Origin of the sequence: Lysobacter enzymogenes (assembly GCF_017355525.1) — a bacterium.
Lineage (GTDB): Bacteria > Pseudomonadota > Gammaproteobacteria > Xanthomonadales > Xanthomonadaceae > Lysobacter > Lysobacter enzymogenes_C.
In genome coordinates, this window is the sequence record NZ_CP067395.1 from 2313176 (window position 1) to 2328562 (window position 15387).

The 15387-nt window shown below is 70.4% G+C and carries 15 protein-coding genes; 11 read left to right on the plus strand and 4 right to left on the minus strand.

Annotated elements, in window-relative coordinates; genetic code table 11:
• Window positions 1-82 precede the first annotated feature (82 nt).
• From JHW38_RS09515 to JHW38_RS09525, 3 genes are all read right to left on the minus strand, one after another.
• Window positions 83-1069, minus strand: coding sequence for a malate dehydrogenase (locus JHW38_RS09515; protein ID WP_207525701.1), 987 nt, complete (start codon window positions 1067-1069; stop codon window positions 83-85).
• Window positions 1070-1141: 72 nt separating this feature from the next.
• Complete coding sequence (locus JHW38_RS09520) at window positions 1142-1534, minus strand: glutaredoxin family protein (RefSeq protein ID WP_207525702.1); 393 nt, start codon at window positions 1532-1534, stop codon at window positions 1142-1144.
• A 39-nt stretch (window positions 1535-1573) separates the two neighbouring features.
• Entirely contained in the window at window positions 1574-2779 is a 1206-nt protein-coding gene (locus JHW38_RS09525) for a pyridoxal phosphate-dependent aminotransferase (protein WP_207525703.1), read from the minus strand.
• A gap of 393 nt (window positions 2780-3172) precedes the next feature.
• On the opposite strand from JHW38_RS09525, the gene JHW38_RS09530 reads away from it, so the two are divergent.
• From JHW38_RS09530 to JHW38_RS09540, 3 genes are read left to right on the plus strand one after another with little or no spacing between them, the layout of a single operon-like run.
• Window positions 3173-3925: a hypothetical protein gene (locus tag JHW38_RS09530; protein WP_207525704.1), complete on the plus strand. Its 753-nt coding sequence runs from the start codon at window positions 3173-3175 to the stop codon at window positions 3923-3925.
• Window positions 3922-5157, plus strand: a complete 1236-nt coding sequence (locus JHW38_RS09535) for a M48 family metallopeptidase (RefSeq protein ID WP_207525705.1) — start codon at window positions 3922-3924, stop codon at window positions 5155-5157. Before JHW38_RS09530 ends, JHW38_RS09535 begins: the two co-directional genes overlap by 4 nt.
• Window positions 5154-5732 carry a hypothetical protein gene (locus JHW38_RS09540; protein ID WP_207525706.1) on the plus strand — a complete coding sequence of 193 codons (579 nt, stop codon included), beginning with the start codon at window positions 5154-5156 and terminating at the stop codon, window positions 5730-5732. The genes JHW38_RS09535 and JHW38_RS09540 overlap by 4 nt, the downstream gene beginning before the upstream one ends.
• Before the next feature lie 192 nt (window positions 5733-5924).
• Here the strand turns inward: JHW38_RS09540 and JHW38_RS09545 are convergent, their stop codons facing one another.
• On the minus strand, window positions 5925-6431 hold the full coding sequence (locus JHW38_RS09545) for a peptidylprolyl isomerase (RefSeq protein ID WP_207525707.1): 507 nt from the start codon (window positions 6429-6431) through the stop codon (window positions 5925-5927).
• Between the two features lie 465 nt (window positions 6432-6896).
• On the opposite strand from JHW38_RS09545, the gene typA reads away from it, so the two are divergent.
• The 8 genes from typA to JHW38_RS09585 all read left to right on the plus strand — a co-directional run bounded on the left by typA (window position 6897) and on the right by JHW38_RS09585 (window position 15343).
• Window positions 6897-8726: a translational GTPase TypA gene (typA, locus tag JHW38_RS09550; protein ID WP_207525708.1), complete on the plus strand. Its 1830-nt coding sequence runs from the start codon at window positions 6897-6899 to the stop codon at window positions 8724-8726.
• A 443-nt stretch (window positions 8727-9169) separates the two neighbouring features.
• Window positions 9170-9643 carry a DUF2127 domain-containing protein gene (locus JHW38_RS09555; RefSeq protein ID WP_207525709.1) on the plus strand — a complete coding sequence of 158 codons (474 nt, stop codon included), beginning with the start codon at window positions 9170-9172 and terminating at the stop codon, window positions 9641-9643.
• Window positions 9644-9954: 311 nt separating this feature from the next.
• Complete coding sequence (pqqA, locus tag JHW38_RS25910) at window positions 9955-10038, plus strand: pyrroloquinoline quinone precursor peptide PqqA (protein WP_206411203.1); 84 nt, start codon at window positions 9955-9957, stop codon at window positions 10036-10038.
• A 70-nt stretch (window positions 10039-10108) separates the two neighbouring features.
• Window positions 10109-11038: a pyrroloquinoline quinone biosynthesis protein PqqB gene (gene pqqB, locus JHW38_RS09565; protein WP_207525710.1), complete on the plus strand. Its 930-nt coding sequence runs from the start codon at window positions 10109-10111 to the stop codon at window positions 11036-11038.
• Window positions 11035-11820, plus strand: coding sequence for a pyrroloquinoline-quinone synthase PqqC (pqqC, locus tag JHW38_RS09570; protein ID WP_207525711.1), 786 nt, complete (start codon window positions 11035-11037; stop codon window positions 11818-11820). The genes pqqB and pqqC overlap by 4 nt, the downstream gene beginning before the upstream one ends.
• Complete coding sequence (gene pqqD, locus JHW38_RS09575; protein ID WP_207525712.1) at window positions 11817-12116, plus strand: pyrroloquinoline quinone biosynthesis peptide chaperone PqqD; 300 nt, start codon at window positions 11817-11819, stop codon at window positions 12114-12116. Before pqqC ends, pqqD begins: the two co-directional genes overlap by 4 nt.
• Window positions 12113-13225 carry a pyrroloquinoline quinone biosynthesis protein PqqE gene (pqqE, locus tag JHW38_RS09580; protein ID WP_207525713.1) on the plus strand — a complete coding sequence of 371 codons (1113 nt, stop codon included), beginning with the start codon at window positions 12113-12115 and terminating at the stop codon, window positions 13223-13225. The genes pqqD and pqqE overlap by 4 nt, the downstream gene beginning before the upstream one ends.
• Window positions 13226-13690: 465 nt before the next feature.
• Window positions 13691-15343, plus strand: a complete 1653-nt coding sequence (locus JHW38_RS09585) for an amidase (protein WP_207525714.1) — start codon at window positions 13691-13693, stop codon at window positions 15341-15343.
• Window positions 15344-15387 lie beyond the last annotated feature (44 nt).

Sequence of the window (15387 nt, forward strand, 5' to 3'; positions counted from 1 at the left end):
CCTCGCCGCGCAACCCGCGGCACCGCAAAAACGAACGGGGCGGCCGAAGCCGCCCCGTTCATGCATCGCTGGCGCGAGCCGCTCAGCCCAGCAGGTGGGCGACGCCGGCGCGCTCTTCTTCGAGCTCGGCCAGGGTCTTGTCCATCGCCTTACGGCTGAACTCGTCGACGTCCAGGCCTTCCACGCGGGTGTATTCGCCGTTCGCGGTGATCACCGGCACGCCGTACATCACGCCTTCGGGAATGCCGTAGCTGCCGTCGGACGGCACGCCCATCGTCACCCACTTGCCGTCGCTGCCGAGCACCCAGTCGCGGATGTGGTCGATCGCGGCGTTGGCGGCCGAAGCGGCCGAGGACAGGCCGCGCGCTTCGATGATCGCCGCGCCGCGCTTGCCGACCTGCGGGATGAAGGTGTTGGCGTTCCAGTCGGCGTCGTTGATCTTGTCCTTCAACGAAGCGCCGCCGGCCTTGGCGAAGCGGTAGTCCGGATACATGGTCGGGCTGTGGTTGCCCCACACGATCAGGTTCTCGATGTCGCCCACGGCCACGCCGGCCTTGGCGGCGAGCTGGCTCAGCGCGCGGTTGTGGTCCAGGCGCAGCATCGCGGTGAAGTTCTTCGCCGGCAGGTCCGGCGCCGACTTCATCGCGATGTAGGCGTTGGTGTTGGCCGGGTTGCCGACCACCAGCACCTTGACGTTGCGCGAGGCGACCTTGTTCAGCGCGGCGCCCTGGGCGGTGAAGATCTTGGCGTTCTCCAGCAGCAGGTCCTTGCGCTCCATGCCCGGGCCGCGCGGACGCGCGCCGACCAGCAGGGCGATGTCGGCGTCCTTGAACGCGACTTCCGCGTCGTCGGTGCCGACGATGCCGGCCAGCAGCGGGAACGCGCAGTCTTCCAGTTCCATGATCACGCCCTTGAGCGCGGCCTGGGCCTTCTCCAGCGGCAGTTCCAGCAGCTGCAGGATCACCGGCTGGTCCTTGCCGAGCATTTCGCCGGAGGCGATGCGGAACAGCAGCGAGTAGCCGATCTGGCCGGCTGCGCCGGTGACGGCAACGCGGACGGGAGTCTTCATCGAGGTGTTTCCTTCGCTAGTGAACGTTGGGGCGGGCGCGGGCCCGCGAGTAGGTAAACAGGACGCGCGCGGTCACAGCCGGTAGCCGAGCGGCGCGAGCTTGTCCTTGATCTGATCGGGGTTGTAGCCGTAGACGATGTCCTGGCCGACGATGGTGACCGGCACGCCGCGCGCGCCGACCGCGGCCATCGCGCGCTGGCCCTGTTCGGTGTCGACGTCGATCAGGGTGTAGCGCACGTCGGCCAGTTCGAAGTCCTTGCGCAGCTTTTCGCAATAGCCGCACCACTGCGCCGCGAGCATGACGATGCGTTTGTCGCCGGTGCTGTGGCGCGGATCGTCCGGCGCGAGCTGCGGCGGACGCGGAGCGGACGCGTACTGCGCCCAGCCGCCGGACATCGCGAACTTGGCCCCGACCGCGCCCACGGCGAGCGCGGCCACGACGCACAACACGGTGCTTACGCGCATGACATCGCTCCTGGACGCGGGCGGGCGGCTTCGCCGGGCTCAGCCGAGCTCGGCGAAGAACTCCTGGAACCGCTGCAGGCCCGGGGCCAGCTGCGGGGTCGGGCAGGTGTAGCTGATGCGCAGCGAACGCGGCTCGCCGAACGCCGAGCCCGGCACGCAGGCCACGCCCTTGGTTTCCAACAGGGCGTTGCAGAAGTCCATGTCGTTGCCGATCTTGGTGCCGCTGGGCTGATGGGTCTTGCCGTAGGCGACGCTGATGTCGGGGAAGACGTAGAACGCGCCCTGCGGACGCGGGCAGATCACCCCCGGAATCGCCTCCATCACCGCCATGACCTGGTCGCGCTTGGCCTGGAATTCGGCGCACTTCTGGGTCGGCACGTCCTGCGGGCCCGACAGCGCGGCGACCGCGGCGGCGGTGACGATTTCCGGAATGTTGGTGATGTGGTTCGAGTTCATCGTGGTCAGGGCCTGGGCGACCGATTCCGGCCCGGCCATGAAGCCCACGCGCCAACCCGGCATGCCGTAGGTCTTGGACAGCGAGTCCAGGAAGATCACCCGGTCGCGCAGTTCGGGCCGCGCGTGCACGAAGTTGTGGTAGCCCAGGCCGTCGAACACCATGCGGTTGTAGATGTCGTCGGTGATGACCCAGGTGTCCGGGTACTTGGCGACCACATCGGCGAGCGCGTCGATCTCCTCCTTCGAATAGACCATGCCGGTCGGATTCGAGGGGTTGTTGAACAAGAACACCTTGGGCTTCTTCGCCAGCGCGGCGTCGAGCTGCTGCGGGGTGAGCTTGTAGTCCTGCGAGGCCGGGCACGGCAGCAGGTCGATCTTGGCGTTGACGATCTCGGCGATGTCGAGATAGCTGGTCCAGTACGGGGTCGGGAAGACGATGGTGTCGCCTTCGTCGAGCAGCGCCTCGGCGATGTTGTAGATGACGTGCTTGGCGCCGATGCCGGTGGCGCAGTTGACCCGGCCGTAGCCGGTCAGGCCGATCTTGCCCATGTGCTCGATGAACGCGTCCAGCAGCGCGTCGGCGCCGCGGTTGCTGCCGTACTGGCCGCTGTCTTTGGCCAGCGCTTCGCGCACGGCGGCGTAGACGTGCTCGCCGGGCAGGAAGTTGGGGACGCCGATGGAGAAGCTGATGATGTCGCGGCCTTCGGCCTTGAGCCGCTTGGCCTTTTCGGCAACCTGCATGATCGCGCTGGGCTTGGCGCGACCGATGCGCCGGGCGAGCTGGGGCATCGTGTAAACCTCGTGGGGTGATGTACGGCAGAGCGAGGATGGACGGCGCCGGAAGCAGCGGCGCGGCGCGCGGGCGCGCCGCGCGGCGGCTTGCGTAAAGCGCCGCGATTACCGCTGGTTCGAGCCGCAGAATGGTATCACAGCGGTCGCCGCGGACCGGCCCGCGCGCGGCCGCGGAGCGACCGCGCGGGCGCCGCCGGCCGTGCCCGGACGGACGGTCGGCTTTGCGCGATTCGGCTCTTGAAAACGCGACGGCGTTCGGGTTTAGTGTGCCGGCTCGAATCGCCCGCGGACGCAGGCAAGCAGCGGACGCGGGGGACGCGGCCGCCGCCGCTCGGGCCACTCAAGGATTCCAACTTTCGTCAGGGACATCGGCATCAGGGGGCCGATTCGATGAAACCATTCGCCAGCAAGCTGGCCGGCGCCGTCGTGGCGCTGGCGATCGCGTGCGCGCCGCTGTCGGCCGCCTACGCCCAGAACCGCACCGCCACCGACGCCCAGGGCCAAGCGCTCAAGGTCCAGGGCAGCGTGGTGCTGATCGAACCGGACATCGAGCTGAGCCTGGTCTCGGCCGGCGGGCTCGCCGAGCCGCGCAAGGAGTGGTCCGAGGCCGCGCGCAAGCTGTACCCGCAGGCCGTGCGCGAACTGCTGGCCGGCTCCAAGGCCGAGCGCCGCGACGATTACGACGTGCCCGACGACCTCGACCCGAATTCGCAAATGGGCCAGATCGTGCGCCTGAACCAGGCGGTGGCGCTGAGCATTTCCCAGTACAACCTCGGCGGCGCGCTGGCGACCAAGAAGGACGCCCACACCGGCAAGCCGCGCATGGACTGGAGCCTCGGCCCCGGCGTGGCCGGACTGCGCGAGGCCACCGGCGCCGACTACGCCCTGTTCACCTACATCCGCGACTCCTACGCCACCGGCGGTCGCACCGCGGTGCGGGTCCTGACCCTGCTCGCCGGCGCGGCGCTCGGCGCCTACATCGACGTCGGCGGCGGCTCGCAGGTCGGCGTGGCCACGCTGGTGGACCTGCGCACCGGCCAGGTGGTGTGGTTCAACCAGATGGTCAAGGGCAGCGGCGACCTGCGCGACGAAAAAGGCGCCAAGGGCACCGTCGCCAGCATGCTCAAGGGCATTCCGCTGTGAGCCGCGCGGCGCTGCGTCCGCCGCGCCGGTCCGCCCCCGCCCTGCTCCGCTTCGTCCCGCCGCGCCTGGCCTGCCTGCGCCTGGCGCTCGCCTGCGCGCTCGCCGCGCCGGCGCTGGCCTGCGCCGCCGCGCCGGTCGAGCCGATCCGGCCCGGCGAACGCCCCGCCGCCGGCAGCACCGAGGCCGAGCTGTGGTACGGCATGGAGCAGGCCGAGCGCGACATCAAGACCGCGCCGGCGCTGGTGCGCGACCCCGCCCTCAACGCCTACGTGCACGGCGTAGCCTGCAAGGTCGCCGGCGAGCATTGCGCCGACCTGCGCGTCTATATCGTCGACGTGCCGGTCTTCAACGCCTCGATGGCGCCCAACGGCGCGATGCTGGTGTTCACCGGCGCGCTGCTGCGGATGCAGGACGAATCCGAACTGGCGCTGGTGCTGGGCCACGAGTTCGCCCACTACCGCCAGCGCCACGGCCTGCAAGGCTGGACCAAGGCCAAGAGCACCACCGCGGTGATGGCGTCGATCGCGATCATCCCCAGCGTGGTCGCGCTGGCCGCCTCGCTCGGCGGGCTGGCCAGCGTCAGCAAGTTCTCGCGCGACATGGAGCGCGAGGCCGACCGGATCGGTTTCGACCGCGTGGTCGGCCTGGGCTACGACCCGCAGGCCGGCGCGCAGGTGTGGGGGCGGATGCTGCGCGAGGAAAAATCCAGCAAGCGCTCCAAGCCGTGGCCGGTGTTCGCCAGCCACCCCAACACCGCCGAACGCCTGGAAGACACCGCCGCCGCGGCCAAGGCCCACGCCGGCGCGCCCGGCGACGTCGGCCGCGCGCCGTACCAGGCGGCGATGCGGCCGTGGCTGGACCGCTGGCTGGCCGCGGAGCTGTCGCGGCGCACCTACGACACCTCGATCCAGGTCATCGCCGACCTGCGCGAGGAAGCACAGCGCGCCGGCGACCAAGGCAACCAGGGCCTGTACGGCTACTACCTCGCCGAAGCCTACCGTCGCCGCGGCAAGAACGACGACCGCCAGCGCAGCGCGCAACTGCTGAGCGAGGCCGTCGCCCACGCCGACGCGCCGCCCGCGGCCTGGCGCGAACAGGCCTACGCGCTGCGCGAACGCAAGGACGCGGCCGCGGCGATCGACGCGTTCCGCCGTTATCTCGCCGCCGCGCCCGACGCCGAAGAACGCCCCTTCATCGAAAAAACCATCGCCGAACTGGAGACCGCCCCGTGACTTTGCGCCTCAAGACTTTCGCCGCGGCCCTGGCGGTCCTCGCCCTGGCCGGCTGCGCCGCCAACACCCTGCAGCGCGCCGGCGCCTCGACCGTGTTCGACCTGCGCCTGGACAGCACCCTCGACTGGGCCCGGATCAAGGGCGCGCGCCAGGAAACCTGGACCATCGACGGCACCCGCCTCAACCAGTTGCGCATCTACTCCAACATCAAGCCCGGCGAGCATGTGTTCATGGCGCGCAAGGAAAAGGCGTCCAAGCCCGACGGCCCGTGGTTCCGCAGCGGCATGCGCCCGGACGAACTGCGCGACCTGGTGCTCGACGGCCTGCGCGAGGAAGGCGCGGTCAACCTCGACAGCGGCGAACTGCGCCCGCACCGCTTCGGCGCCGTCGACGGCCTGCGCTTCGACTTCGCGATGAGCAACGCCGACGGCCTGAACTACAAAGGCACCGTCGCGGCGGTGGAGCGCGAGGGCAAGCTGACCTCGCTGGTGTGGATGGCGCCGAGCGAGCACTACTACCGCCGCGACGCCGACGCGGTCGGGCGCATGCTCGACACGATGCAGTTCGTGCGCTGAGGCGCGCTGCCCCCGCCCGAAGACCGGTCGGGCCTTGCGGCCCGACGATCTGCGCGAAGGCCTTCGGGCCCGAAGCTCTCGACTCGGGCCGCCACGCCCCCGGCGCGATCCACGAGCCACGCCCAAAAAAAAGACGGCCTCGCGGCCGTCTTTTTCGTTCGCCCGCCGCGCAAGCGCGGCGACCGCGGATGCTTACGGACGCGCGTTCGCGTCCAGCACCTTGTTCCACTCGGCCACGCGCTCGGCCTTGGCGGCCAGCACCGCGGCGGTGTCGCCTTCGATCTTGACCGAGTTGAGCTTGTCGCCCTGCTGCACGGTGTCGACGATCTGCTGGCCTTCCAGCACCTTGCCGAACACGGTGTGCTTGCCGTCGAGCCAGTCGCAGACGATGTGGGTGATGAAGAACTGGCTGCCGTTGGTGCCCGGGCCGGCGTTGGCCATCGACAGCACGCCGCGCTCGTGGCCCAGGCCGTTGCGGGTCTCGTCTTCGAAGCGGTAGCCCGGGCCGCCGGTGCCGGTGCCCTGCGGGCAGCCGCCCTGGATCATGAAGTTCGGGATCACGCGGTGGAAGTTCAGGCCGTCGTAGAAGCCGCGCTGGGCCAGGTTGACGAAGTTGGCGACGGTCAGCGGCGCCTTCTCGGCGTTGAGTTCGACGCGGATCGGGCCGCGCGAGGTGTCGAAGGTGGCGATCAGGCTCATGCAACGTGCTCCAGATGGTGCGATGGGGATAGGTAAGGCGTCGCCGGCCGAGATGGCGACGGCGGGGGCAATCCACAAGGGTACCGAAGCGACGGTCCACGCGCCGCCCCCCGAAGCCCGGCAAAACCGGCCGCCCTGCCCGAAGCCCGGCCCAGCCGACCGCTCCAACCGCATCGAGGCTCCGGGCCCCTGCCGGCACCCGATTTTCGCGCCGGCTGGCGAGATTCCAGGCCGCGCCAGCCGCACCGGCGCGCCGGAAAGACCGCGTTTTACGCTGGATTCTGTCGGCTTCGCGGGCTCGCGGCCCGCGCCGCCCGTGCATGGCGAGCCCGAAACCGCGCCCTCCCCGTTCAGGCTCCTGAGCGTTCGAACAAAAATCCCCGCCCGCACAGGCGCTTGCCGCATTTGCCCCGTATAATGGCCGGCTTCCTTCCAACGTCTAGGCGCCTTACGGCGTCCTCCCGCATGTCCATCGAACGCCTGCGCAATATCGCCATCGTCGCTCACGTCGACCACGGCAAGACCACCCTCGTCGACTGCCTGCTGAAGCAGTCGGGCACCCTGTCCGAGCGCACGGTGCTGGCCGAGCGCGCGATGGACAGCAACGACCAGGAAAAGGAACGCGGCATCACCATCCTGGCCAAGAACACCGCCATCACCTGGCAGGGCAACCGCATCAACATCGTCGACACCCCGGGACACGCCGACTTCGGCGGCGAGGTCGAGCGCGTGCTGTCGATGGTCGACTCGGTGCTGATCCTGGTCGACGCGATGGACGGCCCGATGCCGCAGACCCGCTTCGTCACCCAGAAGGCCTTCGCGATGGGCTTCAAGCCGATCGTGGTGGTCAACAAGATCGACCGCCCCGGCGCGCGTCCTGACTGGGTCATCGACCAGGTGTTCGACCTGTTCGACAAGCTCGGCGCGACCAACGAGCAGCTCGACTTCCCGATCGTCTACGCCTCGGCCCTGCACGGCTACGCCAGCCTCGACGACGCCGCGCGCTCGGGCGACATGACCCCGCTGTACGAAGCGATCATGAAGCACGTGCCGCCGCCGGAAGTCGATCTCGACGGCCCGTTCCAGATGCGCATCAGCCAGCTCGACTACAGCAACTTCGTCGGCCTGATCGGCATCGGCCGCATCCAGCGCGGCAAGGTCCGCCGCAACATGCCGGTCAGCGTGGTCGACCGCGAAGGCAAGAAGCGCCAGGGCAAGGTGCTGCAGGTGCTCGGCTTCATGGGCCTGGAGCGCATCGAGGCCGAGGAAGCCGAGGCCGGCGACATCATCGCCATCTCCGGCGTCGCCGACCTGTCGATCTCCGACACCGTATGCGCGCTCGACGCGCCGGAAGCGCTGCCGGCGCTGACCGTCGACGAGCCGACCATCAGCATGACCTTCCAGGTCAACAACTCGCCGTTCGCCGGCAACAAGGACCTCAGCGGCGGCAAGTTCCTGACCAGCCGCCAGCTGCGCGAGCGCCTGGTCCGCGAGACCCTGCACAACGTCGCGCTGAAGGTCGAAGAAGGCTCCGACCCGGACAAGTTCCTGGTCTCGGGCCGCGGCGAACTGCACCTGTCGGTGCTGATCGAGAACATGCGCCGCGAAGGTTTCGAGCTGGCCGTGTCGCGTCCGGAAGTCATCGTCAAGGAAATCGACGGCAAGCTGATGGAGCCGGTCGAGCAGCTGGTGGTCGACATCGAGGAGCAGCACCAGGGCGGCGTCATGGAGAAGCTCGGCACGCGCAAGGCCCAGTTGAAGGACATGGTGTCCGACGGCAAGGGCCGCGTGCGCCTGGACTACATGATCCCGGCGCGCGGCCTGATCGGCTTCCAGAACGAGTTCCGCACCCTGACCCAGGGTTCGGGCCTGCTGTTCCACGTGTTCGACCACTACGGTCCGAAGGAACAGGGCGCGATCGCCAAGCGCATCAACGGCGTGATGATCGCCAATGCGCCGGGCACCACGCCGGCCTATTCGCTCGGCCCGCTGCAGGAGCGCGGCCGGCTGTTCGCCGCCGAAGGCGACAACGTGTATGAAGGCCAGCTGGTCGGCATCCACTCGAAGGACAACGACCTCACCGTCAACGCGATCAAGACCAAGCCGCTGACCAACATGCGCGCTTCGGGCAAGGACGATGCGATCCAGCTGAGCCCGGCGATCAAGTACACGCTGGAGCAGGCGCTGGACTTCATCGAGGACGACGAGCTGGTCGAAGTGACGCCGAAGGAAATCCGCCTGCGCAAGAAGTTCCTGACCGAAAGCGACCGCAAGCGCGCCTCGCGCGCCGCGTAAGCCGGAACCAATCGGGCAAGCCGAAACCAAACAGGGCGCCGCGAGGCGCCCTGTTTGTTTTGCGGGGTATGCCGCCGGACTCGGCCGGCGCATGGCCCGGCGCCGATCGCCGGCCGACGCGAAGCGCCCGCCGCAGCAAGCGCCTGAACGCCCTGCCCGCTTCATCGGCCGCGCCGACGCCGCGCCGGCTTGAACCGCGCCGCCGCCGCCCCAAGTCTTGCGATTCCGCCGCCGCGCTTCCGGCGCGGCGCGGGATCGCGGACACTGCCTCCGCCCGGCGCACCGCGTCCGGCGCAGGCCCGCCGCTCCCGCACGGCACGGCCGGAATCCCCGGCGCCCGATGAGGATCCAAGCCGCATGCGTCCGCTTCCCCCGCTCCGTCTGCCCGCTGCCGCAACGTCCCGATCGCGCGGCGCCGCGTCCGCGCCCGGCGCCGGTCCGCGATGAATCCGGCCGATCCGCACTACAACGCCGACCCCAAGGCCCATCCGGGCCTGCACGTCATCGCGATGGTCGAGTTGGTCAAGGGCCTGCTCGCCCTGTCCGCCGCCAGCGGCCTGGAACTGCTCGGCCCGGCCCCGCTGCAACGCTGGATCGAAGAACTGATCCGCCGCTTCCACCTCGACCCCGAGCACGGCTCGATGGCCTGGCTCGCGCACAGCATCAGCCCGGGCTCGGTGCATCTGGCCGCCGGCATCGTGTTCGCTTACGCCGCCTTGCACCTGTTCGAAGCCTGGGGCCTGTGGAAGGCCAAGGCCTGGGCCTCGTGGCTGGGTTGCGTCGGCGCCGCGCTGTACCTGCCGTTCGATATTTTCGCGATGGTCCGGCACCCGGGCTGGCTCGCCAGCGCCGTTCTCATAATCAACGTGATCGTGGTTTGGGTTCTCGCCCGCGACATTCTCAAGCGTCGCCATTGAGCGACGTGTCGGAGCACGCCTGTCGCCATTGATCGACGCGGCGGAGCGCGCCTGTCGCCCTCGAGCGATGCGCAACGGCGCGGCCGCCGCCGTCGCGCGGCGCGCGCGAACCATCCCGCACCGGCTTCGCGCTTTAACGGAACGCTTGCGCAAAGCGCGCGCATTCGTGGCGCGCTTCGCGTCCGTAGCGGCCTCCAATCACAGGCGTCGCGGCGCGCCCGGGTGTATCGTGGATCGGTCGCGGCGGCGCCTGCGCGCTCCGCGACTCGATCCGACTCCGACGAGTTCCATCCCCAGCAAGAGGAACGCTCATGAAGACCTGGTCCAAGCCTCAGATCGTCGAAATCCCGTGCGGCTGCGAAATCAACTCGTACTCCTCCGGCGACCTGTTCTGAGCATGCCCGCTTCCGCCGTCGCCACGCGCGCGCGGCCGCGCCCCGCACCGCGTCCTTCGGACGGCCGGTGATGCGCATCCTCGTGCTCGGAGCGGCGGCCGGAGGCGGCTTTCCGCAGTGGAACTGCAACACGCCCGGCAGCCGCCGGGCGTGGCGTCAACAGGACGGCGCCAAGCGCCGCAGCCAGGCCAGCATCGCGGTCAGCGCCGACGGCGAACGCTGGCTGCTGATCAACGCCTCGCCCGATTTCCGCCAGCAGGTGCTGGCGCTGCCTCCGCTGTGGCCGCAGCGCGGCCTGCGCCATTCGCCGATCGAGGCGGTGCTGCTCAGCAGCGGCGAGATCGACCACATCGCCGGCCTGCTGTCGATGCGCGAACGCCAGCGCTTCGACCTGTGGGCCAGCGCGCGCGTGCACGAGGTGCTGGCGCTGAATCCGATCTTCGATGCGCTGCATCCCGATTACGTGACGCGCAAGGCGCTGGCGCTCGATGCGCCGGTCGACATCGACGGCGTGGACGCGCCGCTCGGACTGCGCGTCACCGCGTTCGCGGTGCCCGGCAAGGTGCCGCTGTTCATGGAGTCGCGCAGCGAAAGCCTGCGCGGCGGCGACGAAGACACGCTTGGCCTGGAAGTCAGCGACGGCCGCGAACGCTTCTACTACATCCCCGGCTGCGCCGCGCTGACCCCGGCCTTGCGCGAGCGCCTGCGCGGCGCCGCGCTGGTGTTCTTCGACGGCACCTTGTGGCGCGACGACGAAATGCAGCGCGCCGGCGTCGGCAGCAAGACCGGCGCGCGCATGGGCCATATGAGCATCGCCGGCGGCAACGGCGACGACGACGCCGGCACCCTGGCCGCGTTCGCCGGCCTCGACGTGCGGCGCAAGCTGTTCATCCATCTCAACACCACCAACCCGGTCCTCGACGAAGCCTCGCCCGAGCGCGCGCAGGTGCGCGCGCTCGGCTGGGACGTCGCCGAGGACGGCATGGAACTGACGTTATGAACGCCGCAGCCGCCCCCGCGGCAACGCCCGCGCCGCCCGCGCGCGAGGCCGCGCTGTCGCCCGACGAACTCGAAGCGCGCCTGCGCGCGATCGGCGCCGAGCGCTACCACGACAAGCACCCCTTTCATGTGCTGCTGCACAGCGGCCGGCTCGACCGCGGCCAGGTCCAGGCCTGGGCGCTGAACCGGTTCGAGTACCAGCGCTGCATCCCGCTCAAGGACGCCGCCCTGCTCGCGCGCATCGAGGACCCGCAGCTGCGCCGGGTCTGGCGCCAGCGCATCGTCGACCACGACGGCGAACGCGAAGGCGACGGCGGCATCGCCCGCTGGCTGCGCCTGACCGACGCGCTCGGGCTGGATCGCGAACTGGTCGAATCCGGGCGCGCGCTGCTGCCGGCGACGCGCTTCGCGGTCCAGGCCTACATCCACTTCGTGCGCGAACGCAGCCTGCTCGAGGCCATCGCCTCGTCGCTGACCGAGCTGTTCGCGCCGACCATCATCGGCCAGCGCGTCGCCGGCATGCTGGCCAACTACGACTTCGTGTCCAAGGACGCGCTGTCCTACTTCGACTCGCGCCTCCACCAGGCGCCGCAGGACGCGAACTTCGCCCTCGACTACGTCAAGCGCCACGCCGCGGCCCGCGCGCAGCAGGAAGCGGTGCTGGCCGCGCTGCGCTTCAAGTGCGACGTGCTGTGGTCGATGCTCGACGCGCTGCATCTGGCCTATGTCGAACCGCGCCTGCCGCCGCCGGGCACGTTCCGCCCGCAGGAGCCGCGGCCATGACCGCCGCGGTCATCGATTCGGGCAGCGTGATGCGCTTTCCGGTCGGCGTGCGCCTGCAGCACGACCGCGCGCGCGAGCGCTGGGTGTTGCTGGCGCCGGAGCGGGTGCTGGAGCTCGACGAGATCGCGCACTCGGTGCTGACCCACGTCGACGGCCGCTCCGACGTGGAAGCGATCGTGGCCGCGCTGGCGCGCGAGTACGGCGCCGACGCCGGCGAGATCTACGGCGACGTCATCGACCTGTTCTCCACGCTGCTGGAGAAACGCATGCTGGCGTTCGCGCCGCAACTGTCGTGAACGCGCGTCCGTCCGAGTTCGCCGCCGCGCCCGCGCCGCCGCTGGCGGTGCTGCTGGAACTGACCCATCGCTGCCCGCTGGCCTGCCCGTACTGCTCAAACCCGCTGCAGTTGGTCGGCATGCGCCAGGAACTGGACACCGCGCAGTGGCTGCGCGTGCTCGAACAGGCGGCCGAACTCGGCGTGCTGCAAGCGCATTTCTCCGGCGGCGAGCCGACCTTGCGCCGCGATCTGGCCGAACTGCTGCGCCACGCCCGCGCCCACGGCCTGTACTGCAACCTCATCACCTCCGGCGTCGGCCTCAGCCGCGAGCGGCTGGTCGAACTGCAACAGGCGGGCCTCGACCACCTGCAACTGAGCCTGCAGGACAGCCGCGCCGACGGCGCCGACCGCATCGCCGGCTACGCGGGCGCGCACGCGCGCAAGCTGACCCTGGCGCGCTGGTGCGCCGAACTCGAGCTGCCGCTGACCCTCAATGCGGTGATCCACCGCCACAACGCCGAACGCGTCGGCGAAATGATCGAGCTGGCGCTGGAGCTCGGCGCCGGCCGGCTCGAAGTCGCGCACACCCAGTACTACGGCTGGGGCCTGAAGAACCGCGCCGCGCTGCTGCCGACGCGCGAACAGTTCGACGCGGTCAGCGCCGTGGTCGAGGCCGCGCGCGCGCGGCTGCGCGGGCAACTGACCATCGACTACGTCACCCCCGATTACTACGCGCGCCGGCCGAAGCCGTGCATGGGCGGCTGGGCGCAGCGCTTCCTCAACATCACCCCCGAAGGCAAGGTGCTGCCCTGCCACGCGGCCGAGACCATCGAAGGGTTGCAGTTCGACAACGTGATGGAACGCGGCCTCGGCGAGATCTGGCGCGATTCGGAAGCGTTCAACCGCTACCGCGGCACCGGCTGGATGCCGGAGCCCTGCCGCGGCTGCGAGCACCGCGAGCGCGACTGGGGCGGCTGCCGCTGCCAGGCGCTGGCGCTGAGCGGACGCGCCGACACGCTCGACCCCGTGTGCGAGAAATCGCCGGACCACGCCGGCCTGCGCGCGCTGACCGAGCGCGAATCGCAGGCGCCGGCGCCGGAGTTCGTGTACCGCCGTCCGGGCCGCTGATCCCGCATGGCCTCCCTGTAGGAGCGGCGCGAGCCGCGACCAACCGCAGCGGCGTACGCGAGCGTCTCTTTCCGAAGACCGAGGCGACAAGCGTTGGCTCCGGAAAAGCGATTGAGCATCGGTAGCTTCGGATGCTGCGCTTGTCGCGGCTCGCGCCGCTCCTACAGGTAGGCCATGCAGACTCGCCGTCCTCGCCCACCCTGCCGCACGCGTCGTCGAATCGCAGCTTGCGACGTCGGTGCGGCTGCGCAGTCGCGGCTCGCGCCGCTCCTACAGATGGCCAGTGAGCCCGTGCGAACTCACCGCCCCTCACCCACCGTGCCGCCCGCCACACCCGCACTGCGCACCCATCGCAACCCGCGACCGCCGATGCCGCGCAATCCTCCGTCCGCGCCGCGCCGCGCTTCCGCGCGCGGGCGCCGCAGGCATACTCGCCTCGCCCCTGACCTCGTCCCGGAACCGGCCATGCCCGCTCATCCCTTCGCGCCGCGCCCGACCGCGCTCGCCTGCGTCCTCGCCCTGGCCTGCGGCGCGCTCGCCGGTTGCGCCGGCGGCGCCGCTCCGCGCGCGCCGCAACCCATCGCCGCGGCCACCGCGCAGGCGCCGCGCGACTTCCTGCCGCGCGACCCGCTGCGCATCGCCGAGACCGACACCGCCACCCTCGCCGCGCGCATGGCCGGCGGCGAACTCAGCAGCGCGCGCCTGACCCAGGCCTACCTCGACCGCATCGCCGCGCTCGACGACGCCGGCCCGCAGCTCAACGCGGTGATCGAGCTCAATCCCAACGCCCTGGCCGAGGCGCGCGCGCTCGACGAGGAGCGCAAGGCCGGCCACGCGCGCGGGCCGCTGCACGGCATTCCGGTACTCATCAAGGACAACATCGACGCGGTGCCGATGGTCAATTCGGCCGGCTCGCTGGCGCTGGCCGCGCACCGGCCGAAACAGGACGCGCCGCTGGTCGCGGCGCTGCGCAAGGCCGGCGCGGTGATCCTCGGCAAGACCAACCTCAGCGAGTGGGCCAACTTCCGCTCCACCCGCTCGATCTCCGGTTGGAGCGGCCGCGGCGGCCTCACCCGCAATCCCTACGCGCTCGACCGCAGCGCCTGCGGTTCCAGCAGCGGCACCGGCGCCGCCGTCGCCGCCAGCCTGGCCGCGGTCGGCGTGGGCACCGAAACCGACGGCAGCATCCTGTGTCCGGCGGCGATGAACGGGCTGGTCGGGTTCAAGCCCAGCGTCGGCCTGGTCAGCCGCGCCGGCATCATTCCGATTTCGCACAGCCAGGACACCGCCGGCCCGATGGCGCGCAGCGTCGCCGACGCGGCGCAGTTGCTCAACGTTCTCGCCGCGGCCGAAGCCGGCAACGACGACGCCGCCCAGGCCGCGGCCGGCAAGCACGTCCAGGACTACGTCGCCGCGCTCGACCCCGACGCCCTGCACGGCGCGCGCCTGGGCCTGCTGCGCGACACCGGGATCAAGACCCATCCCGACCAGGACGCGGCGCTGCAACGCACGCTCAAGGCCGTGCGCGACGCCGGCGCCACCGTGGTCGAGGTGCGCCTGCCGCAGAAGTGGGGCGAGGCCGAGTTCGAGGTCATGCTGTACGAGTTCAAGGACGGCCTGCAGCGCTACCTGCGCGACAGCGACGCGCCGGTGAAGACGCTGGACGAGCTGATCGCGTTCAACCGCGCCAACGCCGCGCGCGAGATGCCGTTCTTCGGCCAGGAGCTGTTCGAACGCGCCGCCAAAAAAGGGCCGCTGACCGACGCCGCCTATCGCAAGGCCGCCGCGCAGGCGCGCGCGCTGGCCGGCGCGCAGGGCATCGACGCGCTGATGAAGAAGCACAAGCTCGACGCGCTGATCGCCCCGGCGACCGCGCCGGCGTTCATGGTCGACCCGGTCAACGGCGACGCCTTCGGCGGCGCCAGCTGGGGCGCGGCCGCGGTCGCCGGCTATCCGAGCCTGACCGTGCCGATGGGCGAAGCGCAGGGCTTGCCGGTCGGCCTGGTGTTCATGGGCCGGCGCTGGGACGACGCCAAGCTGCTTTCGCTCGGGTTCGCGTACGAGCAGATCACCCAAGCGCGCACGGCGCCGAAGTATCGGGTGACCTTGAGTCCGTAGGCGCGCGCGGCGATTGCGCCGCGAAGATCTGCGCCGTCTCCCGC

What these genes read in the sequence shown, in the direction of transcription:
- pqqB (WP_207525710.1), top strand. Translation starts at nt 10,109, where the DNA reads ATGCGCATCCTCGTGCTCGGAGCGGCGGCCGGAGGCGGCTTTCCGCAG.
- JHW38_RS09515 (WP_207525701.1), bottom strand. Translation starts at nt 1,069, where the DNA reads ATGAAGACTCCCGTCCGCGTTGCCGTCACCGGCGCAGCCGGCCAGATC.
- JHW38_RS09545 (WP_207525707.1), bottom strand. Translation starts at nt 6,431, where the DNA reads ATGAGCCTGATCGCCACCTTCGACACCTCGCGCGGCCCGATCCGCGTC.
- JHW38_RS09585 (WP_207525714.1), top strand. Translation starts at nt 13,691, where the DNA reads ATGCCCGCTCATCCCTTCGCGCCGCGCCCGACCGCGCTCGCCTGCGTC.
- JHW38_RS09520 (WP_207525702.1), bottom strand. Translation starts at nt 1,534, where the DNA reads ATGCGCGTAAGCACCGTGTTGTGCGTCGTGGCCGCGCTCGCCGTGGGC.
- pqqC (WP_207525711.1), top strand. Translation starts at nt 11,035, where the DNA reads ATGAACGCCGCAGCCGCCCCCGCGGCAACGCCCGCGCCGCCCGCGCGC.
- JHW38_RS09525 (WP_207525703.1), bottom strand. Translation starts at nt 2,779, where the DNA reads ATGCCCCAGCTCGCCCGGCGCATCGGTCGCGCCAAGCCCAGCGCGATC.
- typA (WP_207525708.1), top strand. Translation starts at nt 6,897, where the DNA reads ATGTCCATCGAACGCCTGCGCAATATCGCCATCGTCGCTCACGTCGAC.
- pqqA (WP_206411203.1), top strand. Translation starts at nt 9,955, where the DNA reads ATGAAGACCTGGTCCAAGCCTCAGATCGTCGAAATCCCGTGCGGCTGC.
- JHW38_RS09555 (WP_207525709.1), top strand. Translation starts at nt 9,170, where the DNA reads ATGAATCCGGCCGATCCGCACTACAACGCCGACCCCAAGGCCCATCCG.
- JHW38_RS09530 (WP_207525704.1), top strand. Translation starts at nt 3,173, where the DNA reads ATGAAACCATTCGCCAGCAAGCTGGCCGGCGCCGTCGTGGCGCTGGCG.
- pqqD (WP_207525712.1), top strand. Translation starts at nt 11,817, where the DNA reads ATGACCGCCGCGGTCATCGATTCGGGCAGCGTGATGCGCTTTCCGGTC.